The sequence below is a fragment of the Methylobacterium sp. OAE515 genome (assembly GCF_041806315.1).
Taxonomy (GTDB): domain Bacteria; phylum Pseudomonadota; class Alphaproteobacteria; order Rhizobiales; family Beijerinckiaceae; genus Methylobacterium; species Methylobacterium tardum.
This window is the reverse complement of sequence record NZ_JBGMUV010000001.1, coordinates 4197221-4218872: the sequence shown is the minus strand read 5'-3', so window position 1 is coordinate 4218872 and position 21652 is coordinate 4197221. Positions and strand designations below refer to the sequence as shown.

Sequence of the window (21652 nt, the reverse complement as noted above, 5' to 3'; positions counted from 1 at the left end):
GAATTGCGAGCCATGCAGTGGCGGATGTCTCTCGTCTGACCGAGCCGCAGTTCACTCAGGTTTGCCGCATCTAGAAATTGAGAGCATGATCGACGGTCAAGCCCAAAGTTGATCGACGCTTGGGCATGCTGCGACGTTTGGAACGCCGATGAATCACCGCCTCCATCTCGCAGATCGGAGCCTTGAGGTTGCCCGCGAGTTGCGTGCGGCGGCCGAGGAAACAAGGCGGACGCTGGATGCATCGCGTGAGCTCGTCCGGCGCTCACGGGTGCAGTCGAACTCCATGGCTGGCTCAGCGACGCTCAGCGACGACGTTGCGCCCTCGCAGCATCTCGTGGAGTGCCTCATCGAAGCCTACGAGGCCGCGGAAGATGAGCCCGACGCCCGAACGCGCCACCTCCTCGGTCAGGTGCTCCATCATGTCGGCCGTCGCATCGCGAGAGCGTTCGGACCGAAGGCGGTCGGGCTCGCAACGCATTGATCGACGGCCCGCAGGCGCCAGTGGAGGGGCCAGATGAACGGCGACGATCCGCAGTCCGGCTGTGACACTGACGCACTGGACCGCATTGCGCACGCCCTGGGCGTTCCCGTAGCGGCTTTCCTCACAGACAAACCGGATGAGGCCCCAGACATCGCAACTGCGGTGATGGCGATGGGTGATCCGGCTCAGGTCGTGGCGTTGCTGCGCCTGTTCGCGCGGCTGAAGAGTCCCGAAGCCCGAGCCCGCTGCCTCGCCTACGTCGTGCAGGAGGCCACGCAGGACGGCTGATCCGCGCGGTCATCCTCAACATCGGGTGAGAACGCAGGATGCTGAAACCCGACGAACGGGGTGGCATCGACTCGAGGGCTCAGAACGCGGTGATGGACCAAGACCACTTTCCAATTGTCGGCATCGGCGCGTCCGCAGGCGGCATCGAGGCGATGCGGAGCTTCTTCCGTGGGGTGCCCGAGACGCTCAGGGCTGCCTTCGTGGTCGTCACGCATCTCAGTCGGGAACATAAAAGCCAGCTTCCGAACGTGCTAGCCCGGTTCACGCCGCTTGAGGTCGAGGACGCCGCCGACGGGGTGCCGGTCCGGCCGGGCCGCGTCTACGTCATGCCGGCCGGTTTCGTCATGGGTATCGCGGGCGGCCGGCTGACTTTGACGCCGCTGGGGCCAACGGGCCGCGAGACCAAGCCGATCGACCTTTTCCTGACTGCCCTGGCCCTCGACCAGGGCGAGCGCGCGGTCGGCGTGATCCTGTCCGGTGGCGACGGCGACGGTGCCATCGGCGTCAAGGCGATCAAGGAGCACGGTGGCCTGACCCTGGCTCAAACCGCGGATGGCTACGGCCCCGAGACCGCCGACATGCCGCTCAGTTCGCTCCGGACCGGCTTCGTCGATTTCGGCGAGATGGCCGAACGGATGGGCGACCGGATCGCCGCGCACGCCGCCGCGCACCTCGCCGCCGCGCCGGACGCGCTGGCCACCCAGGCCGACGCGGTCGCGCGGGGGCTCGACGCCGAGCTGCTCACCGAGATCTTCGCCATCCTCCGCCGCCAGGTCGGCCACGACTTCTCGGGCTACAAGCCCAGCACCTTCGTGCGCCGCCTTCAGCGCCGCATCGGCATCGTCGGCGCGGCCGGGCCGGACGGCTACCTCAAGCTGCTGCGTGCCGACCCGGCCGAGGTCGGGGTGCTGTTCCGGGACCTCCTGATCGGCGTGACGAACTTCTTCCGCGACACCGCCGCCTTCGAGGCCCTGGCCACCCAGGTCATCCCGAAGCTGCTCGACGCACGCGCGGCGACCGATGTCGTGCGGATCTGGGTACCGGCCTGCTCGACCGGCGAGGAGGTCTACTCCCTGGCCATCCTCCTGCGCGAGAACATGCTCACCATGGCGGATCCGCCGCGGGTGCAGATCTTCGCCACGGACATCGACGAGCGTGCGCTCGCGGTCGCCCGGACCGGCCGCTACCCGAGGGCTTACCTTGATGCTGTCTCTCCCGAGCGGATCGCGCAGCACTTCAGCGTCGAGGGCGACAGCGCGGTGGTCGGAAAGGCCGTGCGTGACCTGTGCACGTTCGCCCCGCACAGCGTGCTGCGCGACCCGCCGTTCTCGCGCCTCGATCTCATCTCCTGCCGCAACCTGATGATCTACCTCGGCGTCGAGGCCCAGCAGCAGCTGATGCCGGTGCTGCACTACGCCCTGCGGCCGCGCGGCTACCTCTTCATCGGGATGGCCGAGAACGTCACGCGGTTCGAGGACCTGTTCGAGACGATCGACAAGCGGAACCGCATCTTCCAGGCTCGCGACGCGATCCCGCCGGCGCGGTTGCCGCCGATGTCAGGGCCGGACACGCCGACCTTCACGAGTACCGGCCAGCCGTACCGGCGCCACGTGACGACGCACGCTGCCCTGCGGCACGCAGTCGAGACGCAGATGCTGTCCGAGTTCACACCGCCGCACGCGGTCGTGACGCGGACGGGCGAGGCCGTGCACTACTCGTCGCGGATCGGCGATCACCTGGAAGTCGTGCCTGGCCAGCCGACCCGGGAACTGGCCGCGATGGCGCGCAAGGGCTTGCGCCTGGATCTCCGGACAGCCCTGCGCGAGGCGATCGAGGGCAACACCCTGGTCTCGCGTGGCGGCATCGGCGTCGAACTGCCGGACGGCCGTCTCCAGTCGATCTCCCTGGTGGTCAAGCCGCTGAACACGCCCGGCGCGATCGAGCCGCTTTTCCTGGTCGTGTTCAACGAGGCCGCTGCCCCCATCGAGAAGGAGCGCCAGCAGGCGCTGGAGGCGAACGAGCGGGACACGGCGCTGCAGGGCCTTGAGCGTGAATTGAGTGTGACGCGGGAACGGCTCCAGGCTGTGATCGAGGAATACGAGACCTCCCTCGAGGAACTCAAATCGTCGAACGAGGAGCTGTACTCGGTCAACGAGGAGATGCAGGCCGCAAACGAGGAGCTGGAGGCGTCGAAGGAGGAGACACAGTCTCTGAACGAGGAACTTCAGACGGTTAATTCCGAACTCACATGCAAGATTGAGGCCATAGATCAGTTAACCGACGATCAGGCCACGTTGTTTGAGGGCATGAACGTCGCAAGCGTGCTTCTGACTCCGGATCTCCACATCCGCATGTTCACCAACGCGGCGGCGCAAATCTTCGGCCTACAACCGAGTGACGTGGGGCGGTCCCTGCGCAACTTCTCTGCGCCGATTCCCCTGGCGTGGATGTTGGACGAGATCCCGACGGTGTTGGCGGTGAACCGGCCCTCCGAGCGGACGATCGAGGGGGCTGACGGCGCCCGCTACCGGGTCCGGCTGATGGCCGCGACCCGCAAGGGCAGCCGCATGCCCGGGATCGTCGCCAACTTCACGAACCTGATCGAGCAGGAATGACCGACCGGTTTGCACGCCGCGCCTGGGGCCTCGGCAGCCCACACGCACTGGCGCGACGCAGACACAGGAGACTGCGCGAGCGTGGCAAGGTTGCTACGGCTTTGCAGGGCCCAGCCGCCTTTAAGGTACAGCAGAGAGCGAATCCTGTCGCCGACTACGGCCGAAGGTAGAACGTTAGCTATCCGGCAGCAGACCAAGCTCCGATTGCCACTCCGAGCCGAAGTTGCCTGTCGGCCGAGGTTATGCCCGCTTATGGGAGGTGCTCCCCGCGCTCTAAGTGGCTGGGTTGGGTCGCAAGCAGACCTGACGGCGGGTACCAAGCGTCGGATTTCGACCATTAAAGCTGCGGCCGTGTCCCAGCCTCCGTGGACTCGCGCACGACGAGGCGGGTGGGGAACAGCTTCTGCGCGAGGTCGTCCGGCGTGCGCGTGCCCTCGATGACCTCCACGAGCGTCGCGAAGGCGAACCGGACCATCTCCAGGGTCGGCCCCTCGATCGAGGTGAGGCTCGGGATCGTGAAGGCGCTCTGGACGCAATTGTCGAAGCCGACGACCCGGATCGCCCCGGGGACGCGGACGCCGCGATCGTGCAGCGCCTTCAGCACCCCGAACGCCACCCGGTCGTCCGCCGCCACGATCGCGTCCGGTCGATCCGGACGGTCGAGCAGGCTGAGCGTCGCGCGATGGCCGTCCTCGGATGACCAGCCGCACGGGACCACGAGATCGTCGCGCAGGGGCAGCCCCGCTTCCGCCAGGGCGTCCCGGTAGCCCCGGAACCGCTCGGCGACGGTCGGCGACCGCCGCCGGTCTTGCGCGCCCTTGAGGAAGCAGATCGACCGGCTGCCCGTCCGGGCGAGGTAGCGCACCGCCTCGTAGACCGCGTCGCGCTCGGCCCGCGCCGCGAAATGCGCGCCGGGCGCGTCGAGGCCGAACACCACGAACGGGAAGCGCTTGGCCTGCAGCATCGCGATCAGCGGATCGTCCCGACACTCCGCGAAGACCACCATGCCGTCGACCCGGGCCTCGCTGACCAAGCCGGTGATCCGGCTCAAGCCGTCCGGAGCGTCGCGGCACCAGCGCCGGTGGATCAGCGTGTAGCCGTGCTGGTCGGTCACGGTCGCGAAGGCCTGCAGGAGGATGCCCTCGTCGGTCTCCTGCATCAGGCCGGCCGCGTCGTCGGGCCGGGCGCCCACGGCGAACACGCAGGCGATGCTGCGGCTCGGCTTCTTGCGCAGCGAGCGGGCCGCGAGGCTCGGTACGAATTCCAGGTCGCGCATGGCGGCCTCGATGGTCTCGCGCGTGGTCCGAGCGACCTTCTCGGGATGGTTCAGGACCAGGGAGACCGTCTGGAAGCTCACGCCGGCCCGCCGCGCGACATCCTTGATCGTCATCTGGCCCATCGTCACCTCAGCCCCGGTTCGCCCGGCAGGGCCGGCGCGCCCGAGACGCGCGGTGCCGCGCGAAGCCCGAACGCGGCCTCGTCCGATCGGTCAGTCTAGGGCCGGCCGGATCGGAGATAAAGCTGCACACCGAGCGCGGAGACACCGGCTAATAGGATGAATACCGGCAAACCGGACACGAGAACCGGTATCGCCAAGCCGGTATCGCCAGGATCGGCCCGCTGATCCGGGCGCGATGCGGGAGCTTGAGCAGGAACCTTGTCCGCGTCGTGAGGTTCGCCAGGCAGCACCTCAGCGATGATCGGGGCGTCGGGTGCCTCATCCCACTGGAACCTGTCCTATGATGCACCGTCGCGACATCCTCACCACCATGCTGGGCGCCACCGCGGCCCTGGCGCTCACCCGCACCGCCATCGCGCAGGTCACACCGGCCGGCGCGATCCCCACCGGCGCCTATCTCCAGATGGCGACCGCCGGCGGCCTGTTCCTGGAGAACACGGCCCGCGACGCCCACGAGAAGACCACGAACCCGATGGTCAGGAAGTTCTCCCGCGCCGAGGTGATCGAGCAGGTGAACCTGTCCCGGAAGATCAGCGCCTATACGGGCGGCGCGCCGATCCCGGCTCCGGGCCCCGCGGCCGCCGGCCCCGGCGGCCTGATCGGCGGCCTCGTCGCGGCACCGGTGGCGGTGGCCGGCGCCGCCGTGAACACGGCGGCCGGCGTCGCGGGCGGCGTTGCAGGCGGGGTCGCGGGCGGTCTCGGCGTCGCGTCGCCCCAGGGTATGACCACCGACGCGCAGAAGGCGCAGATCCTCTCGCAGCTCACCGGCATGCCGCCGGGACCGCAATACGACGCGACCTTCGTGAACGCCTCGCTCCAGGGTCACCAGGAGGCGCTCGGCATCCACGGCAGCTACGCCCAGTCGGGCGAGGATCCGGGCCTGCGCCGGATCGCCCGGGGCGCGCTGCCGCTGATCAACCTGCACATCGCCCAGCTCAGCCGCATGCAGGCGCGGATGGGCGGCCAGCAGCCCGGCTGACGCGGGGCCGGGACCCGGTTCGGCGCGGGCACCGCGCCGAACCCGAGAAGAAGCCCGCCGCGGCAGAAGCCGGGCGGGCTTGAAGGTGGTCTCGTCTCGGAGATGGCGCGACCCTAGCGGCCGCCCCGGGGCGGCACATCCCCCATCCGGGTGATGGCCGCCACACGATCCTGCGACCGGGTCAGGACCGCGTCAGGCGGCTCAGCACGTCGGCGAGGCTCAGGGAGAACAGGATCGCCGACCAGAACAGCCCGCAGGCCGCCGTGAGGCGGATGAGGGCGTTCGCCCGGTCGAGGCGCATGAACAGCAGCGCGACGAGGCCGGCCTGCGTGGCGGCGATGCCGAAGCTGACCGCCACGGTCCAGGCGCCCAGCGGCGCGTAGGCGGCGGCGCAGCTCAGCGCCAGCAGCGCCATCAGGCCGAGCCAGACCGGCAGGACGTGGCGCCAGACCGTGCCCGCGGAGACGCCGCCGCTCATCCCGCGCGCCCCGCGAGGTAGAGGGCCGGGTAGAGGAACAGCCAGACCATGTCGACGAACCCCCAGTAGAGCAGTGCGACCTCGACCTGCGGATTGCCGGGGAGGCGGTCCCGGTCGCGCCAGCCGATCACGATCAGCCGCGCCACGAGGCCGATGCCGATGGCGAGATGGACCCCGTGGATGCCGGTCGACAGCCAGTAGAAGCCGAAGAACAGCTGCGCGGACGCCTCGGGCAGCTTGAAGCCCGCCCCCGGCACGAGGTGCTCGGCGATGTCCGCGCGGTATTCCAGCCCCTTCACCGCCAGGAAGGCGAGGCCGAGGAGGGCTGTTGCCGCGAGGCACCAGAGCACCATCCGGCTCAAGGAGGCGTGCTCGGAGGCGCGCGAGGCTGCGGCCGCGGTCAGGCCGCTGGTCAGCAGGAGCGCGGTGTTGAGGGTGCCGTAGACGATGTTGGTCTCGCGGGCGGCGGCCGCGAAGGCCTCCGCGTGCTCGGCCCGCATGGCGGCGTAGAACAGGAACAGCGCCCCGAAGAACAGCACCTCGCTGGCGATGAAGATCCAGATCCCGAAGGTCGCGCCGAAGCGCTGCTGGGACAGCGCTTCATCCTCGGACAGCCTGAGCCCGTCCCAGGGTTCTCGGAGCAGCGCCTCGGGGGCGATGGCGGGATCGCTCATGTCAGCGAGCCCTGCGAGGGCATGCGCGGCTGGTCGTGCACCGGCTCCGCGCCCTCGGGATGGTAGTTGTAGGGTTTGCCGAGGACCGCCGGATGGCCGAAGAAATTGTCCCGCGGCGGCGGCGAGGTGGTGCGCCATTCGAGGCCGGAGGCGTTCCACGGATCGTTCACCGCCCGCTCCCCGAAGAACAGCGACCACGTCAGGTAGCCGAGCGGCATCAGGTAGGCCGCCGCCAGCACCGCCGCCCCCGAGGAGGAGAGCACGTTCCAGACCTGAAACTCCGGCGGGTAGACGTGGTAGCGCCGCGGCATGCCGAGGTAGCCCGCGATGAATTGCGGGAAGAAGGTCAGGTTGAAGCCGAAGAACATCAGCACGGCGGCGAACTTGGCCCAGACCTCGGGATACATCCGCCCGGTGAATTTCGGCCACCAGAAGTGCAGGCCGGCGAAGTAGGCCGACACGGTGGCGCCGACCATGATGTAGTGGAAATGCGCGACGACGAAGTAGGTGTCCTGCACGTGCACGTCGATCGGGATCGAGGCCAGGAACAGCCCGGTCAGCCCGCCGACCGTGAACAGGCCGATATAGCCCAGCACGTAGAGCATCGGCGATTCGAACCCGACCTGCCCGCGGTAGAGCGTGGCCGTCCAGTTGAACACCTTGATGGCCGAGGGCACCGCGACCACGAAGGACAGGAACGAGAAGATCAGGGCCGCATAGGGTGACATCCCTGAGGTGAACATGTGGTGGCCCCAGGTGAAGAAGCCGATCACCGCGATCGCCACCAGGGCGTAGACCATGAAGTCGTAGCCGAAGATCCGCCGCCGCGCGAAGCAGGTGATCACCTCCGAGACGATGCCCATGCCGGGCAGGAGCATGATGTAGACGGCCGGGTGCGAGTAGAACCAGAACAGGTGCTGGAACAGGATCGGGTCGCCGCCCCGGGCGGGATCGAAGATCGGCAGGCCCAAGGATCGCTCGGCCACCACGAGGAGGATCGTGAGCGCCAGGACGGGCGTCGCCAGCACGAAGATGATGCTCGTCGTGTACATGGCCCAGACGAACAGCGGCAGGCGGAACCACGTCATCCCGGGCGCCCGCAGCAGGTGCGTGGTGGCGATGAAGTTCACCCCCGTGGCGATGGTCGAGAAGCCCGAGACGAACACCCCGAGCACGCCGATGGTGACGGCCGTGTTGGAGAAGGTGGTCGAGTAGGGGACGTAGAAGGTCCAGCCGGTGTCGATGCCGCCGGCCAGCACCGCGGTCGCGGTGATCAGGCCGCCGAGGACGTTGAGATACCAGCTCGCGAGGTTGAGCTTGGGGAAGGCGAGGTCCCGCGCCCCGATCATCAGGGGCAGCAGGAAGTTGCCGAAGGTGGTGGGGATCGACGGGATCAGGAAGAACCACACCATGATCACGCCGTGGAGCGTGAACAGCTTGTTGTAGGTGTCGGCGCCGACGAGGTCGGCCTGCGGGGTGAACAGCTCCAGCCGCACCAGCGTGGCGGCGGCGCCCCCGATGAAGAAGAACAGCGTCACCGACAGCGCGTAGAGGATCGCGATGCGCTTGTGGTCGGTGGAGGTCAGCCACGACCCGAGCGTGCCGCCGGCCGACAGGTAGCTCTCGGGCAGGCCGAGGGCGAGCTCGTCCGGGTCGGCGAGGCTCGCCGGGCTCTCAGCGACGCGCGTGCTCATGCGGGCACTCCGGTTCGGGATGTCTGCGCGGGGATCACGGCCGCACCGCCGGTCCGGCGGGGGCCGGCGTGTCGGCGACGGGGGCGCCCGGCACCATGGCGGGGCTGCGCTCGGGCGCCGTGCCGGGCACCCGCGAGGACAGCGGCGGCAGGCCGGGCGTGCGGATCTCCCGCGGCCCCGCGCCGAGCGAGCGGATATAGGCGGTCAGCGCCTGGATCTCGCCGTCCGAGAGCAGGCCCTGGTAGCTCGGCATGATCGGCGCGTAGCCCGCCACGACGTCCCGCTTCGGCTGGAGGATGGAATCGCGCACGTAGGCGGCATCGACGGTCGCGAGCCTGCCGCCATCGAGCTGCACCGCCTGCCCCCAGATGCCGGCGAGGCTGGGCGCATGCACGGCGGAGCCGGGTGCGTGACAGCCCGAGCAGCCCCGCTCCGAAAAAAGCCGCGCGCCCTGGTGGGCGAGGTCGTCGCCCTCGGGCTGGGCCGAGAGCCAGGCCGCGTAATCCTGCGGCTCCATGACGATCACGCGGCCGAGCATGCGGGCGTGGTCGGTGCCGCAATACTCGGTGCACATGAGCTGGAACGTGCCGGTCTTGGTGGCCTGAAACCACGCCTCGGTGGTCTGATCAGGCACCGCGTCGCGCTTCAGCCGGAAGGCCGGGATGTAGAAGGAATGGATCACGTCCTGCGAGGTCAGGACCAGGCGCACCGGCACGCCCACCGGCACGTGCAGCTCGTTGATCTCGCGGGCGCCGTTTGAGGCCTGCGTCTTCCACATCCACTGCTTGCCGACGACGTGGACTTCGAGCGCGTCCTTGGGCGGCGAGAAGGCCCCGATCTCGGCCGAGGCCGCCCACCAGAAGATGAACACGAAGATGAACAGGGTGGCGGCGGTCCAGCCGATCTCGAACTCGCGGGAGACCACTTCGGGGAGCGGCCCCCGGTCGGCCTTCGAGCCGCGGCGGAAGCGGATCGCGAAGGTGACCACGAGGCCGACCACGAGGAGCACGATGAGGGCCGAGATCAGGGTCAGGCCGAGGAAGATCCGGTCGACCTTGGCAGCCTGCGTGGAGGCGGCGATGGGCATCAGCCAGGCCGGCATCAGCGATTCCATCAGCGGGTCCCCTCGGAGGCGGCGCGCTGGTGGCTGCCGGGCTGCCCGTCCGGCGCGGGGAGGCCGCTCGATGCGCCGCCGCGGCTCCCGAAGGGCGGCACCTGCTCGGGCTGGACGGGCGCGGCGAAGCCGGCATCACCCTCCGCGGCGAGGCGGGCCATCGCCGCATCGATCGGCATGCGGGCGATGCCCCTGTCGCGGTCGATCCAGGCATAGCCGGCGAGCCGCGCCGTCTGGTCTCGGAGGAAGGCGTCGAGATCGCCCGCCGGTGCCCGCTGCAGGCGCGGCTCCGGGAAGGTGCGGGGCGGCCGCATGAGCGGCAGGCTCACGGTGAGCGTGTAGTAGAGGCGCAGGCCCGCCAGCGTCGCGCCCACGAACAGCACGATGAACAGACCGGTGAGCAGCACCGGGCGCAGGGCGAGGGTCGCCGCCTCGGTGCCCGGGCGGGCGTGCCCCACCGCGTCGTCGTGCACGCCGGTATGCAGCTGGCCGTCGGCCGCCTGTTCAGGCATGCCGCGGCCTCCGCGACGGTCCGATCCGGGCGAGGCGGCGGCCGACCGGCACCGACGCCAGGGCCAGCAGCGCGAGACCCGGGACCGCGAACGCGGCGGCGGCGCCCGCACCGGACCCGTAGGCCGGCAGGACGTACCACGCGAGGTGCAGGGCGACCCCGATCAGCACGAGGAGGCCGACGACCCGCAAGGCGGCGGCGCTCCGCCGGATCCGGGCGAACAGCAGGGCCGCGAAGGGCAGGAGCCCGCCGGTCGCCAGCGACGCAAGGAGGACGGCGATCCAGGGGCCAGTGCCGCGCTTCAGGTACCAGGCCGCCTTCTCGGGCAGGTCGCCGTACCACGCGACGATGTAGGACATCAGGCTCAGGTAGAGGACCCCGAGAAGCGTCGCGAGGATCAGCCCGGCGAGGTCTGAGGCGCGGTCCTCGTCGAGCCGCGGCGGCCTCGCCATCGCGGCCCAGGCCAGGGCCGCCAGGATCTGGTGGAGGGCGATGTTGGCCGCGAAGGCGGAGGACGTGAAGTGCGGCTCCACCGAGAGGATCCAGTCGACCGCCACGAGGCTGATCGTGAGGCCGTAGAAGCTGAGGCCCAGGGCCGCCACGAGGGGGGAGCAGCGGCCGGCGAGGCACAGCAGGGCGAGGACCGACCAGCCGACCAGCGCCAAAGCCGCCCGCAGATCGAACAGGGCCGGGTCGAGGTAGAGCTGAACGATGTCCGGCTTCACCGTGCCGGGATCGGCCGCCCAGAGGTAGAGGGCGGGCAGGCTGACGCCCACGCCGAGGAACGCCAGGGCGGCCAGCGGCACCAGGGCGGCGGCCGGGCGCAGGGCGGGGGCCAGGGCCTCGCCCCAGCGGCCGCCGGTGACCCGGTGGATCAGCATCAGGACGAGGCTGCCCACGGGTACCGCGCTCCAGACGAGCCAGGCCAGAAGCCAGCCCCGGGCCAGGGATTCAATCATGGCAGCCGCTCCGCGAGGCCCGGCACGTCGGCGACCCGCGCGCCCTGCGAGAGCTGCAGGGCGCGGATATAGGCGGCGATCGCCCAGCGGTCCCGGGGCGCGACCCGGGCGGCGTAGGGGTACATCACCCCGTAGCCTTTGGTGATCACGTCGACGAAGTACCGGGCCGGCGCCGCCCGCAGGCGGTCCTCGTGGTAGGAGGGCGGGGGCGGGAAGCCGCGCTGCACGATCATGCCGTCGCCGTGGCCGGAATAGCCGTGGCACGGCGTGCAGATCGCCTCGTAGCGTTCCTTGCCGCGCGCGAGCAGGGCCGCGTCGAGATGGGGCGGCGTGTCGAGGTCGGCCGCGTCGGCGGCGTCGCCCTGCGCGACGGTCCCCGGCGGGGGCGTCTGCGTCTCGGCCCCGCCCGGGAAGAGCGGTGCCTTGCCGTAGACCTCGTAGCGGTTCTGCACCCGCATCGATTGGTCGTCGCAGGCTCCGAGGCACAGGGCCGGAAGGGCTGCGAGGAGGAGCACGCGCCTCATCCGTGCATCTCCGAGACGAGGAGCGCCCCGGCCTCCTCCAGCCGGCGGCGCAGGGGCGCGGGCCCGTCCTTCGGGGCGACGAGCAGCAGGAACCGGTCCTGGCTCGCCCGCTCGAATTGCGGCATGTCGTGGACCGGGTGGTTGAGCCGCGGCAGGCCGCAGGCCCAGAGCATCGTGGCGAAACCCGCCAAAGCCGCCGCCAGCACGCCGAACTCGAACGGCACCAGGGTGAAGACCGGCCAGGAATGGAGCGGCCGCCCGCCGGAATTCAGCGGGTAGGCGACGACCGCGCTGTACCATTGCAGCCCGTACATCGCGGCCGCCGCCCCGAAGCCCGCCAGAGCCATGACCAGCCGCACGGGGTTGCGCGGCGGCGCGAGGGCGCCCGACAGCTCCTCCAGCGGGAAGGGCGTGAAGGCGTCGAGCAGGCGGTGGCCGTCGGCGCGGGCGAGCCGCAGCGCCCGGACCAGGGCCTCAGGGGTCTCGAACTCGGCGAGCAGGGGCGCGCTGGTCGGGGCGCTCATGCGGCTGCCCCCGCGTCGTGGCTGACCTGCCGGACCTCGTGCATCGAGACGATCGGGAAGATCCGCACCAGCACGAGGAAGCCGAGCACGAACAGGCCGAGCGGCCCGAACAGGATCGCGAGGTCGTAGAGGCTCGTGTGATACGTCCGCCACAGGCTCATGGCGTGGCCGTGCGAGAGCGTGTTCCACACGATCAGGATGCGCTCGAACCACATCCCGATGTTGATCACCACCGAGATTGCCGCGAGCGCCCAGAGGTTCCGGCGCGCGAACGGGAACCACAGGGCCTGCGGCACGACGCAGTTGCAGGCGATCAGGGCGTAGTACAGCCAGCGGTAATCGCCCGCGAAGAAGTACCGGACCACGTCCCGGTCGGCATGCTCGCCGCCGTACCAGGCCATGAACCATTCGGTGGCGTAGGACAGGGTCATGACCACGCTGGCGAACAGCATGACCTTGCCCATGACGTCGAAATGGGCCGGCGTGATCACCGCCTGGAGGCTCAGGCCCCAGCGGATGAAGATCGCGATCACCACCACCATGGCGAAGCCGGAATACATCGCGCCGACGACGAAGTAGGGCGGGAAGATGCTCTCCTGCCAGCCCGGCATCAGGCTCGCCGCGAAGTCGAGGCCGACGATGGAGTGGACCGAGCAGACCAGCGGCACGGCGAGCGCCGCCATGGTCTTGTGGTAGGTCTCGTAGACCTGCCAGTGCCGGGCGGAGTTGCGCCAGCCGAGCGCCAGGGCGCCGTAGAGGATCTGTCCCGCCCGGGTCGTGGCCCGGTCGCGCATCGTGGCGAGGTCGGGCAGGAGGCCGGTGAACCAGAACAGGGCCGAGAACAGGATGTAGCTGAGGATCGCCCAGAAATCCCACACCAGGGCCGAGCGCCATTGCGGCCAGAGATCCATGGTGTTGGGATAGGGCGCCAGCCAGTAGGCGTAGAGCGGCCGCCCGAGATGGATGATCGGGAAGATCCCGGCGATCCCGGCGGCGAACAGGGTCATCGCCTCGGCGAAGCGGTTGATCGAGGCGCGCCAGCGCTGGCGCGTGAGCAGCAGCATCGACGAGATCAGCGTGCCGGCATTGCCGATGCCGATCCACCAGACGTAGTTGGCGATCGAGAAGCCCCAGACCACGGTGGTGTTCACCCCCGACAGGCCGATCCCCACGGTGAGCACCGCGCCGATCGCCCCGAGCGTCACCAGCACGAAGGGCAGGGTGGCGAGCAGCGCGATGAACCAGACCTTGCCCGGCCTCCGCTTCTGGATCGGGTCGGCGATCGCCGCGGAGATCGCGCCGTGGCTGAGCTGAGCCGGGGCGATCCAGCGATGGGCCTGCGTGCCGCCGCTCATGTCCGCCCCCCGAGATCCGGGTTCGGGGCATGCAGGTCGGCGAGGTAGGTGGTGCGCGGCCGCGTGTTCAGCTCCTCCATCAGGGCGTAGTGCCTCGGATCCTGGCGCAGGGCGCGGATCGGATCGTCGGGCCTCGCGAGGTCGCCGAAGGTAATCGCCCGGGTCGGGCAGGCGGACTGGCAGGCGGTGGCGACCGGCCCCATCGGCCGGTCGTCGCGCTCGGCTTCCTGCCGTGCGTTGGCGATCCGCTGGATGCAGTAGGTGCACTTCTCCATCACGCCGCGGGCGCGGACCGTGACGTTCGGGTTGTGCTGCGCCTTGATGCTCTCGGCGCCCATGGTCGCGTAGGGCTGCCCGTCGGCATAGCCGAAGAAGTTGAAGCGCCGGACCTTGTAGGGGCAGTTCGCCTCGCAGAAGCGCGTCCCGACGCAGCGATTGTAGACTTGGAGGTTGAGCCCCTCGCCGTCATGGACCGAGGCCGCCACCGGGCAGACCGGCTCGCAGGGCGCGTGCTCGCAATGCATGCACGGCACCGGCTGGAACCCGGCGTTGACCGCTTCGGGCGTGCCGGAATCGTAGAGATCGACCCGCAGCCAGTGCATGATCCGGCCCCGGGCGATCTCCTCCGGGCCGACCACCGGCACGTTGTTCTCGGACTGGCAGGCGACCACGCAGGCGTTGCAGCCGATGCAGGCCTGCGTGTCGATCACCATCGCCCAGGCATGGCCGTCCGCGTCGCCCTGCCACGGATTGAGGAGCGTCGGCTGGTCGGCGCCGATGCCCTTAGACTCTGCGCGAGGAAGCTCTGCCAAGGCCATCTGCCGGAACAGTTTTTTCGTCTCGCCCTCGATCTGCGTATAGTTCTGGGTGCGCAGCACCTCGCCGCGGTGTCCGGTCTTTCCCAGGCTCACGCCGGCCAGGAGGCGCGGGGCCGCCGTCGTGGCGAGGCGATAGCCGTCCGCGCCGACGCCGTTGCCGATGGCCCCGGCCCGGGGGCGGCCGTAGCCGAGGGTGAGCGCCCCGGCCCCGTCGGCAACGCCCGATTCCACCGCGACCAGCGCCTCGATCTGGCGGCCGTTCAGCCCGACAGCGACGAGGTCCCCCGCCTCCAGGCCGCGCCGCGTCGCCTCGGCCTGCGACAGCGCCAGCGCGTTGCCCCAGACCTGCTTGGAGACCGGCTTTGGGCATTCCTGAAGCCAGGCATTGTTGGCGTAGCGGCCGTCATACAGGCAGGGATCGGCGCGCAGCTCCACGGCGAAACCCTCGGCCGGGGGCGCCGGCAGGGTCGGCAGCCGCGCTGCGCCCGGATCGACCGGGGCGGCGGCGCTGTCGGGGATGAGTCCGTCGTGCAGCGCCTTCCGCCACCAGCCTTCGAAATCGGCGCCGCCCTGATCGCGCCACGTCGCCCGCACGATGTCGTAGCCGGCGGTGGCGGGTGCGCCGGCGAGCAGGGACAGGATCTCGTGCGCCGAGCGGCCGCCGTAGAGGGGCCGGACCAGCGGTTGGACGAGGCTCGCGGTGCCGTCGCGGGCGCGCAGGTCCGACCAGCTCTCCAGCTCGTGGGCCAGCGGCAGGTGCCAGTGCGTGACGCCGGCGGTCTCGTCGCCGTGCAGCCCGGCATGGACCGAGAAGCCGGCGCGCCCGAGCCTGTCCGCGAAGCTGAGGTCGGCGGGCGCCGTCTGGACCGGGTTGCAGCCGAGGATGGCCAGGCAGGTGACCGCGCCGGCCTCGAGATCCGCCGCCAGGGACGCGAGATCGGCCGGTGCGCGGTCGCCCGCCACGTCGAGCGGCGCCGTGTAGGTGACGGGCGCCTTGAGCCGGTCGTTGATCCAGTGGCCGAGGGCGTGCAGCTCGGGCGGCAGGGCGTCGCCGACCAGGACCAGGGCCCGGCCCTCGGCCTCGCGCAGATCCGCCGCCGCAGCGGCGGCGAAGCGGGCGGCCTCTTGCGGCAGGTCGGGCGCGGGGAGGGCCGCGCCGAGCGCGTTGGCCAGGGCGGCCAGCAGGGCGCCCGCGTCGCCCGGATGGAGGGCGCAGCGGGCATCGGCCTTGATGCCGGTCTGGGTCAGCGCGGTCTCGGCGACGTAGAGCCGGCCGAACCGGGCCGGGTCGCGGCGGCGGTCCATGAAGGTGCGGCCGAACCGGATCTGGTCCGGGCCCGGCCCGAGCGGGTCGGCGCCGACGCACAGGATCGTCTCGGCCCGGCCGGGATCCGGCAGCGCCCTCAAGCGGCGGCCGAAGGCGAGCTCCGCCCCGCGGAGCGACGCCGCGTCGTCCAGGGGCTCGTGGACGTGCCAGGCGGCGTCCGGCATCGCCTGGAGCAGGGCCGCGATCTGACGCAGGAGCGTCGGCGAGGTGACCCGCCCGGTGAGCAGGCGCAGACCCCGACCCTTCTGCCGGCGCGCCTCCGCCAGGGGCGCGGCCAGCGCCCGCTCGACCATGTCCCAGGAGGCGATGCCGTTCACCCGCTCGGTGACCGTGCGCGCGCGGTCGGGATCGTAGAGGTCGAGGATCGCGGCCTCGGCGAAGACGTCGGTGGCCCCGAGGCTGCCCGGGTGCAGCGGGTTGCCCTCGATCTTGATCGGCCGCCCGTCCACCGCGATGGCGTGGACGCCCCGGGCCCAGCCGCCGAGCGACAGCGCGGTGGCGTAGCGCTCCGGCACGCCGGGCAGCAGCCGCTCCGGCTGCACCACGTAGGGCACCAGCTCCTCGGAGGGTTTCGAGCAGGCGCCGAGGCCCGCCGCGAGGCCCGCGGAGAGCAGGCCCAGGGCCTCGCGGCGGGAGGGCGCGGTCAGCGGTGGCATATGGAGCACTCGCTGAGCCGCTCGGGGGACTTGATGTGATAGGCCTTCACGAGCTCGGCCCCGACGGTCTTCTGGTCGGGCGGCGGCGTCCAGCGCGTGTCGAACACAGCCTCGCGGGGGCGCAGGTTCGGGGCCGGGTCGCGGTGGCAGTCGAGGCACCAGCCCATGGTGAGCGGGGCCACCTGCCGGATCAGCTTCATGGTCTGGACGTCGCCGTGGCAGGTGGTGCAGCCGACGCCCTTGGCCACGTGCACGGCATGGTTGAAGTAGACGTAGTGCGGCAGGGTATGGACCTTGCGCCACAGGAGCGGGCGCCCCTCGGCCAGGCTGGTCCGCACCGGCGCCAGCATCGGCGCGTTGGTCCAGATCTGCGAGTGGCAGCTCATGCAGGTCTCGGTCGGCGGGATCCCCGGGAAGGTGGCCTTCTCCACGGCGGTGTGGCAGTAGCGGCAATCGATCCCGAGGCCGCCGACATGGTGCTCGTGGCTGAACGGGACCGGCTGCTCGCGGGTCACGTCCTGCTGGGTGGCGTAGGGCGACCGCCAGACCGCGTAGGCGAGGCCCATCGACAGGACCGGGACCACGGCCACCGAGGCCAGGACGACCCGGGCGACCGTGTCGGCACCCGGGCGGAAGATCTGCACCATGCCGCGGGTCCACCTCCGCGAGGCGTGAGAACGTCAGGCTTGTGGCGCGGCCGTCGGTGCCGCGGCTCCGGCCCGAGGGATAGCGGTCGCCCCCGGTCCGGGCGTCAATCTATGTTGCTGGTCCCGCCGGAAGCCGCGGGCGCGTAGCGCCGGACCATGGCGGCGCAGAACTCCGCGTATTCCGCGCGGACCAGCGGCGCACTGGTGTGATGGGGCGTGATGCCCCGGTGCTCCGGCGTGAAGCAGAAGGTGACGGTGACGTCGAAATCCTTCAGCGCCTCCATCTGCCGGTCGAACCAGTCGAGCGCCCCCGGGCGGAAGCTGTCGGCCCAGGACAGGCCGGTGCGCAGGTAGCGCACGCCCAGCCGCTTCATCCACGCCACGGCCTCGTCGAGCCGGTGATCCTCGAAATGGAACCACTGGCACAGGCCGATCTCCGGCGTGTGGCGGGCGAAGCTCTCCAGGGCGATCTTCGGCGTGCCGTCCTGGCGCAGCAGGCCCATGTGGAAGTGCCGGTAATAGGAGGAGCCCTCGGCCTCCCTGTGGCGGGTGGTGGCCTCCCATTCCCGCGGCAGGTCGTAGAGGCTGTACCAGTGGATCCGCGGCGCCCGGCCGGAGAGCAGTTCCAGGGTCCGGCGCAGGCCCCAATCCTGCACCTCCTCGGCGCCGAAGGTCGAGACGCCGACCTCCGAGACCCAGACCGGCAGGTTCGTGACCGCGCGGATCTCGTCGACCTTGGCCGGCCAATCGTGGATCGACCACAGGTTCCAGTCGAGGGGGAAGCCGTGCACCGCCACCGCGTCGACGGCGTCGAGCACGCCGCGTCCTTCCATGTTGCGGATGAAAATCGGATCGATCGGCGAGATGCCGCCGAGCACGCGGGTCAGGGCCGGGTTCACCGCCCGGATCGCGTGGCCCGCCTCCTTGACCATCTCGGCGAAGAGCAGCCAGTCGGGGTCGATCTCAGGGTCCCAGTGCGACTTGTTGTTGGGCTCGTTCCAGAGCATCACCGAGTCGATCATCGCGTGCTTCCGCGTTCGTGAGTCGCCGCCCGCGCGGGGTATTCGGCTCCCAGCCCGTAGGGGACCGGCGCGGTGCGGCAGAGATAGACCTCGGCCTCGGGCTGGGCCGCGATGGAGAAGCCGCTCGCCCGCAGCATCGCCTCGATGCCGGCACGGTTCGGGATCCACCAGTTGGTCCAGTCGTGGGCGTAGGCATGCTCGACGAAGTGCATCTTCGGGTAACCGGGCCGCTCGAACTGGTCCATGTCCCAGAAATCGTAATCCTCGGCGACCGGCTCGACCGCCCGGCTGCCGCGCAGCATTGACTGGAACACGAGCAGGTCGCCGGCCACGTGCTCGCGGATCAGGTCGAGGGCGAGCAGCGGGTGGCGCAGGTGGTAGAGCACCCCCATGAACAGCACGATGTCGAACCGCTCACCCAGCGCGCCGACGTCGTAGACCGAGAGGTTGCGGAACTCGATGTCGTGGCCGAGGCTAGCGGCGGCGAAGCGGGCCTGGGCGAGGTAGCGGTCGTCGGCATCGAGGCCGAGCACCCGGGCCGCGCCGCGCCGCTTCATCTCGATGGCGTAGAAGCCGCCGTTGCAGCCGATATCGAGGACGCTCTTGCCGGTGAGGTCGGCGGGCAGCGCGTCGGCGAAGCGCCGCCACTTCACCCCCGGATAATCGCCGAGGAAATGGTCCGGGGCGGTCCAGATCCCGCCGCCGAGATCGATGTTGTGGAACCAGGGTCCGAGGGCGTCGGCCTGCCGGCGCAGATCGGAGGCCGTCATGGTGCGATCCGTTCGTTGAGGGAGACGACGCGCCCGCCCCCGGGCCAGAGGGCGAGCTCGCTGCAGGAGGCCGGATCGACCACGATCCGGTCGTAGGCGTCGAGGCCGAGGCCCAGGACCCGTAGGAGCGCGGCCCGGATCACGTCGGCATGGCTCACCAGGATGGCGGGCGCGCCGTCCTCGGCGAGGCTCTCGAGGACCCGGCCGATCCGGCCTTGCGCCTCCGCCATGCTCTCGCCGCCCGGCGGCCGGGCCGTGGTCCGGGCCGTGTTCCAGAGGGTCCAGGCGGGCTCGGCCGCGAGGTCGTCGACGGCGCGGCCCGTCCAGTCGCCGAACGCGATCTCGTCGAGACCCGGCTCGGTCACGACCGCCAGGCCGAGGGACGCGGCGATCGGGGAAGCGGTCTCGGCGGTGCGTTCGCGCGGGCTCGCCAGCACGAGACCGGCGCCGCTCCCGGCGAGACGGCGGGCGAGGGCCTGCGCCTCGGCGCGTCCGGTCTCGCTCAGCGAGACGCCCGGCATGCGCCCGCACAGGATCCGCCCGAGCCGGTCATGGCTGCCGTGGCGGACGAGGAAGACCTGCCTCATGAGGCGGTCGGGCTCGCCATGGACGCGGCTCTCCCCGGCGCGAGCCCCGCCATCACGCCTCCTCGCCCACCACGAAGCGCAGGGTCCGCTCCCGCGCCTCCGTGTCGGTGAACTGCCGGGGCGGCGACTTCATGAAGTAGCTCGACGGGCCCTCGAGGGCGCCGCCGAGGCCCCGGTCGAGGGCGAGGCGGGCGCAGCGCACCGCGTCGATCACGATGCCGGCGGAGTTCGGCGAATCCCACACTTCGAGCTTCAGCTCGATGTTGAGCGGCACGCCGCCGAAGGCGGTGCCCTCCAGCCGGATATGCGCCCATTTCCGGTCGGTCAGCCACGGCACGTGGTCGCTCGGGCCGACATGGACGTCGCCCGGTGCCAGCGGCGCGTCGAGCTGGCTCGTCACCGCCCGGGTCTTCGAGAGCTTCTTCGATTCCAGCCGCTCGCGCTCGAGCATGTTCAGGAAGTCGGCGTTGCCGCCGAAATTGAGCTGGTAGGTCCGGTCGAGCCGCACGCCCCGCTCGCGCATCAGGTTCGCCAGCACCCGGTGCACGATGGTGGCGCCGACCTGGCTCTTGATGTCGTCGCCGACGATCGGCAGCCCCTTGGCGGCGAAACGCTCCGCCCATTCCGGGTCCGACGCGATGAAGACCGGGATGCAATTCACGAAGGCGCAGCCGGCCTGGAGCGCACATTCGGCGTAGAACTCGGTGGCTCCTTGAGAGCCCACCGGCAGGTAGGAGACGAGCACCTGCGTGCCGGTGCGGGTGAGTTCGGCCGCCACATCGGCCACCGGCTCGGGCGATTCCGCGATCACCCCCTCCAGGTAGCGTCCGATCCCGTCATGGGTCGGCCCGCGCCGCACCGTGACGCCGGTCGCCGGCACCGCGGCGAAGACCTGCGTGTTGTTGGGCTCGGCCAGGATCGCGTCGGCGAGATCGCGCCCGACCTTGGCGGCGCTGACGTCGAAAGCCGAGACGACCGCGATGTCGCGCACCCGGTAGCCGCCGAGATCAGGCGACATCAGGCCGGGTACGGCCTCGCCGGACGCCGCGTCGCGATAATGGTGCAGCCCCTGCACGAAGGACGAGGCGCAGTTGCCGATCCCGACGAGGCCGACACGGATGGGAGAGACGGCCATCAGCGCCTCGGCCGCAGGAAGCGGGGTTCAGCCGGCGACAAAGGCGCGCTCCTCGATCGATGGCAGCGGCCGGCGCGGGGCGATCTCGCGGGAGAACCACGCGATCGTCGCCTCCAAGCCTTCCTCGAGCGACACCTTGGGCGACCAGTCGAGCAGGGTCTCGGCGCGGGTGATGTCGGGCCGGCGGCGCTGGGGATCGTCCACCGGCAGCGGCCGGCGCACGATCCGGGACGGGGTCTCGGTCATCCGCACGACGAGATCGACCAGCTCGCCCACGGTCATCTCCCGGGGGTTGCCGAGGTTGACCGGGCCGTCGAGGGGCGTCTCGGCGCGCATCAGGCGCAGCAGACCGCCGACCAGATCGCTGACGTAGCAGAAGGAGCGGGTCTGCTCGCCGTTGCCGTAGACCGTGATGTCGTCGCCCGCGAGCGCCTGGCAGATCACGTTGGAGACGACGCGGCCGTCATCGGCCCGCATCCGCGGCCCGTAGGTGTTGAAGATGCGGGCGACTCGGATGTCGAGGCCGTGGCGGCGCTCGAAATCGAAGGTCAGGGTCTCGGCGGAGCGCTTGCCCTCGTCGTAGCAGGCGCGCGGCCCCGTGGGGTTCACGTTGCCCCAGTAGGATTCCTGCTGCGGGTGCCGCTCCGGATCGCCGTAGACCTCGCTGGTCGAGGCCTGGAGGAAGCGCGCGCCGGCGTCCCGGGCGAGTTCCAGGAGCCGGCCGGTGCCGAGCACGCTGGTCATCATCGTGTGGACCGGATCCGCCTGATAATGCGGCGGCGAGGCCGCGCAGGCGAGGTTGAACACGCGGTCGAAGCGCGGCAGCGGCGGCAGCGGCTCGGTCACGTCCGCCTCGACGAAGTCGAGGCGCGGCTCGTTGGCGAGATGCGCGAGATTCGCGTGCCGCCCGGTCAGCAGGCTGTCGATGCAGGTGACGCGGGCCCCGTCACCGATAAGCGCGTCGATCAGATGCGAGCCGATGAACCCTGCGCCGCCGGCGACGAGGACTCGGAGACCCCTCCCGTTTGCCACCAT

The 21652-nt window shown here is 70.6% G+C and carries 21 protein-coding genes; 3 read left to right on the top strand and 18 right to left on the bottom strand.

The annotated features are described in order from the left end of the window. Positions 1 to 292: 292 nt before the first annotated feature. Entirely contained in the window at positions 293 to 421 is a 129-nt protein-coding gene (locus tag ABIE45_RS20580) for a hypothetical protein (RefSeq protein ID WP_373622508.1), read from the bottom strand. Between the two features lie 93 nt (positions 422 to 514). On the opposite strand from ABIE45_RS20580, the gene ABIE45_RS20575 reads away from it, so the two are divergent. Both ABIE45_RS20575 and ABIE45_RS20570 read left to right on the top strand, forming a co-directional pair. Continuing rightward, a complete protein-coding gene (locus tag ABIE45_RS20575) occupies positions 515 to 769 on the top strand; it encodes a hypothetical protein (RefSeq protein WP_192709189.1) in 255 nt (84 codons plus the stop codon). A gap of 38 nt (positions 770 to 807) precedes the next feature. Further along, the gene (locus tag ABIE45_RS20570) at positions 808 to 3384 is read left to right on the top strand and encodes a CheR family methyltransferase (protein WP_192709190.1); all 2577 of its coding nucleotides are present in this window, start codon (positions 808 to 810) and stop codon (positions 3382 to 3384) included. Between the two features lie 337 nt (positions 3385 to 3721). On the opposite strand, the gene ABIE45_RS20565 is transcribed toward ABIE45_RS20570, so the two are convergent. Beyond that, entirely contained in the window at positions 3722 to 4783 is a 1062-nt protein-coding gene (locus tag ABIE45_RS20565) for a LacI family DNA-binding transcriptional regulator (protein WP_192709191.1), read from the bottom strand. A gap of 343 nt (positions 4784 to 5126) precedes the next feature. On the opposite strand from ABIE45_RS20565, the gene ABIE45_RS20560 reads away from it, so the two are divergent. After that, complete coding sequence (locus ABIE45_RS20560; protein WP_192709318.1) at positions 5127 to 5822, top strand: DUF4142 domain-containing protein; 696 nt, start codon at positions 5127 to 5129, stop codon at positions 5820 to 5822. Between the two features lie 181 nt (positions 5823 to 6003). On the opposite strand, the gene ABIE45_RS20555 is transcribed toward ABIE45_RS20560, so the two are convergent. From ABIE45_RS20555 to ABIE45_RS20480, 16 genes are all read right to left on the bottom strand, one after another. Further along, entirely contained in the window at positions 6004 to 6300 is a 297-nt protein-coding gene (locus ABIE45_RS20555) for a cytochrome C oxidase subunit IV family protein (RefSeq protein ID WP_192709192.1), read from the bottom strand. Further along, positions 6297 to 6974: a cytochrome c oxidase subunit 3 gene (locus ABIE45_RS20550; protein WP_192709193.1), complete on the bottom strand. Its 678-nt coding sequence runs from the start codon at positions 6972 to 6974 to the stop codon at positions 6297 to 6299. Before ABIE45_RS20550 ends, ABIE45_RS20555 begins: the two co-directional genes overlap by 4 nt. Next, complete coding sequence (ctaD, locus tag ABIE45_RS20545) at positions 6971 to 8668, bottom strand: cytochrome c oxidase subunit I (protein WP_192709194.1); 1698 nt, start codon at positions 8666 to 8668, stop codon at positions 6971 to 6973. Before ctaD ends, ABIE45_RS20550 begins: the two co-directional genes overlap by 4 nt. A gap of 34 nt (positions 8669 to 8702) precedes the next feature. After that, positions 8703 to 9785 carry a cytochrome c oxidase subunit II gene (coxB, locus tag ABIE45_RS20540; RefSeq protein WP_192709319.1) on the bottom strand — a complete coding sequence of 361 codons (1083 nt, stop codon included), beginning with the start codon at positions 9783 to 9785 and terminating at the stop codon, positions 8703 to 8705. Continuing rightward, positions 9782 to 10294 (bottom strand): hypothetical protein, encoded by a 513-nt coding sequence (locus ABIE45_RS20535; protein ID WP_192709195.1) that lies wholly within the window; start codon positions 10292 to 10294, stop codon positions 9782 to 9784. Before ABIE45_RS20535 ends, coxB begins: the two co-directional genes overlap by 4 nt. Further along, entirely contained in the window at positions 10287 to 11252 is a 966-nt protein-coding gene (locus tag ABIE45_RS20530; protein ID WP_192709196.1) for a hypothetical protein, read from the bottom strand. Before ABIE45_RS20530 ends, ABIE45_RS20535 begins: the two co-directional genes overlap by 8 nt. Then, complete coding sequence (locus ABIE45_RS20525; RefSeq protein ID WP_192709197.1) at positions 11249 to 11776, bottom strand: cytochrome c; 528 nt, start codon at positions 11774 to 11776, stop codon at positions 11249 to 11251. Before ABIE45_RS20525 ends, ABIE45_RS20530 begins: the two co-directional genes overlap by 4 nt. Next, positions 11773 to 12300, bottom strand: coding sequence for a DUF3341 domain-containing protein (locus tag ABIE45_RS20520; RefSeq protein WP_192709198.1), 528 nt, complete (start codon positions 12298 to 12300; stop codon positions 11773 to 11775). The genes ABIE45_RS20525 and ABIE45_RS20520 overlap by 4 nt, the downstream gene beginning before the upstream one ends. Further along, positions 12297 to 13655, bottom strand: a complete 1359-nt coding sequence (gene nrfD / locus ABIE45_RS20515) for an NrfD/PsrC family molybdoenzyme membrane anchor subunit (RefSeq protein WP_192709199.1) — start codon at positions 13653 to 13655, stop codon at positions 12297 to 12299. The genes ABIE45_RS20520 and nrfD overlap by 4 nt, the downstream gene beginning before the upstream one ends. After that, positions 13652 to 16456 carry a 4Fe-4S dicluster domain-containing protein gene (locus ABIE45_RS20510; protein WP_192709200.1) on the bottom strand — a complete coding sequence of 935 codons (2805 nt, stop codon included), beginning with the start codon at positions 16454 to 16456 and terminating at the stop codon, positions 13652 to 13654. Before ABIE45_RS20510 ends, nrfD begins: the two co-directional genes overlap by 4 nt. Then, positions 16444 to 17103, bottom strand: coding sequence for a cytochrome c3 family protein (locus tag ABIE45_RS20505; protein WP_192709201.1), 660 nt, complete (start codon positions 17101 to 17103; stop codon positions 16444 to 16446). The genes ABIE45_RS20510 and ABIE45_RS20505 overlap by 13 nt, the downstream gene beginning before the upstream one ends. Before the next feature lie 104 nt (positions 17104 to 17207). Then, positions 17208 to 18125 carry a beta-xylosidase gene (locus ABIE45_RS20500; RefSeq protein WP_192709202.1) on the bottom strand — a complete coding sequence of 306 codons (918 nt, stop codon included), beginning with the start codon at positions 18123 to 18125 and terminating at the stop codon, positions 17208 to 17210. Continuing rightward, a complete protein-coding gene (locus ABIE45_RS20495; protein ID WP_192709203.1) occupies positions 18122 to 18895 on the bottom strand; it encodes a TIGR04290 family methyltransferase in 774 nt (257 codons plus the stop codon). Before ABIE45_RS20495 ends, ABIE45_RS20500 begins: the two co-directional genes overlap by 4 nt. Continuing rightward, complete coding sequence (locus ABIE45_RS20490; protein ID WP_192709204.1) at positions 18892 to 19482, bottom strand: histidine phosphatase family protein; 591 nt, start codon at positions 19480 to 19482, stop codon at positions 18892 to 18894. Before ABIE45_RS20490 ends, ABIE45_RS20495 begins: the two co-directional genes overlap by 4 nt. Before the next feature lie 52 nt (positions 19483 to 19534). Continuing rightward, complete coding sequence (locus ABIE45_RS20485) at positions 19535 to 20617, bottom strand: inositol-3-phosphate synthase (RefSeq protein ID WP_192709205.1); 1083 nt, start codon at positions 20615 to 20617, stop codon at positions 19535 to 19537. Between the two features lie 27 nt (positions 20618 to 20644). Next, entirely contained in the window at positions 20645 to 21649 is a 1005-nt protein-coding gene (locus tag ABIE45_RS20480) for a UDP-glucuronic acid decarboxylase family protein (RefSeq protein WP_373622507.1), read from the bottom strand. Positions 21650 to 21652 lie beyond the last annotated feature (3 nt).

Coding starts and splice junctions, on each gene's coding strand:
- ABIE45_RS20535 (WP_192709195.1), bottom strand. CDS start 10,294: ATGCCTGAACAGGCGGCCGACGGCCAGCTGCATACCGGCGTGCACGAC.
- ABIE45_RS20525 (WP_192709197.1), bottom strand. CDS start 11,776: ATGAGGCGCGTGCTCCTCCTCGCAGCCCTTCCGGCCCTGTGCCTCGGA.
- ABIE45_RS20490 (WP_192709204.1), bottom strand. CDS start 19,482: ATGAGGCAGGTCTTCCTCGTCCGCCACGGCAGCCATGACCGGCTCGGG.
- ABIE45_RS20530 (WP_192709196.1), bottom strand. CDS start 11,252: ATGATTGAATCCCTGGCCCGGGGCTGGCTTCTGGCCTGGCTCGTCTGG.
- ABIE45_RS20520 (WP_192709198.1), bottom strand. CDS start 12,300: ATGAGCGCCCCGACCAGCGCGCCCCTGCTCGCCGAGTTCGAGACCCCT.
- ABIE45_RS20510 (WP_192709200.1), bottom strand. CDS start 16,456: ATGCCACCGCTGACCGCGCCCTCCCGCCGCGAGGCCCTGGGCCTGCTC.
- ABIE45_RS20495 (WP_192709203.1), bottom strand. CDS start 18,895: ATGACGGCCTCCGATCTGCGCCGGCAGGCCGACGCCCTCGGACCCTGG.
- nrfD (WP_192709199.1), bottom strand. CDS start 13,655: ATGAGCGGCGGCACGCAGGCCCATCGCTGGATCGCCCCGGCTCAGCTC.
- ABIE45_RS20575 (WP_192709189.1), top strand. CDS start 515: ATGAACGGCGACGATCCGCAGTCCGGCTGTGACACTGACGCACTGGAC.
- ABIE45_RS20570 (WP_192709190.1), top strand. CDS start 808: ATGCTGAAACCCGACGAACGGGGTGGCATCGACTCGAGGGCTCAGAAC.
- ABIE45_RS20485 (WP_192709205.1), bottom strand. CDS start 20,617: ATGGCCGTCTCTCCCATCCGTGTCGGCCTCGTCGGGATCGGCAACTGC.
- ABIE45_RS20580 (WP_373622508.1), bottom strand. CDS start 421: ATGATGGAGCACCTGACCGAGGAGGTGGCGCGTTCGGGCGTCGGGCTC.
- ABIE45_RS20555 (WP_192709192.1), bottom strand. CDS start 6,300: ATGAGCGGCGGCGTCTCCGCGGGCACGGTCTGGCGCCACGTCCTGCCG.
- ABIE45_RS20565 (WP_192709191.1), bottom strand. CDS start 4,783: ATGGGCCAGATGACGATCAAGGATGTCGCGCGGCGGGCCGGCGTGAGC.
- ABIE45_RS20500 (WP_192709202.1), bottom strand. CDS start 18,125: ATGATCGACTCGGTGATGCTCTGGAACGAGCCCAACAACAAGTCGCAC.
- ABIE45_RS20505 (WP_192709201.1), bottom strand. CDS start 17,103: ATGGTGCAGATCTTCCGCCCGGGTGCCGACACGGTCGCCCGGGTCGTC.
- ABIE45_RS20560 (WP_192709318.1), top strand. CDS start 5,127: ATGCACCGTCGCGACATCCTCACCACCATGCTGGGCGCCACCGCGGCC.
- ctaD (WP_192709194.1), bottom strand. CDS start 8,668: ATGAGCACGCGCGTCGCTGAGAGCCCGGCGAGCCTCGCCGACCCGGAC.
- ABIE45_RS20550 (WP_192709193.1), bottom strand. CDS start 6,974: ATGAGCGATCCCGCCATCGCCCCCGAGGCGCTGCTCCGAGAACCCTGG.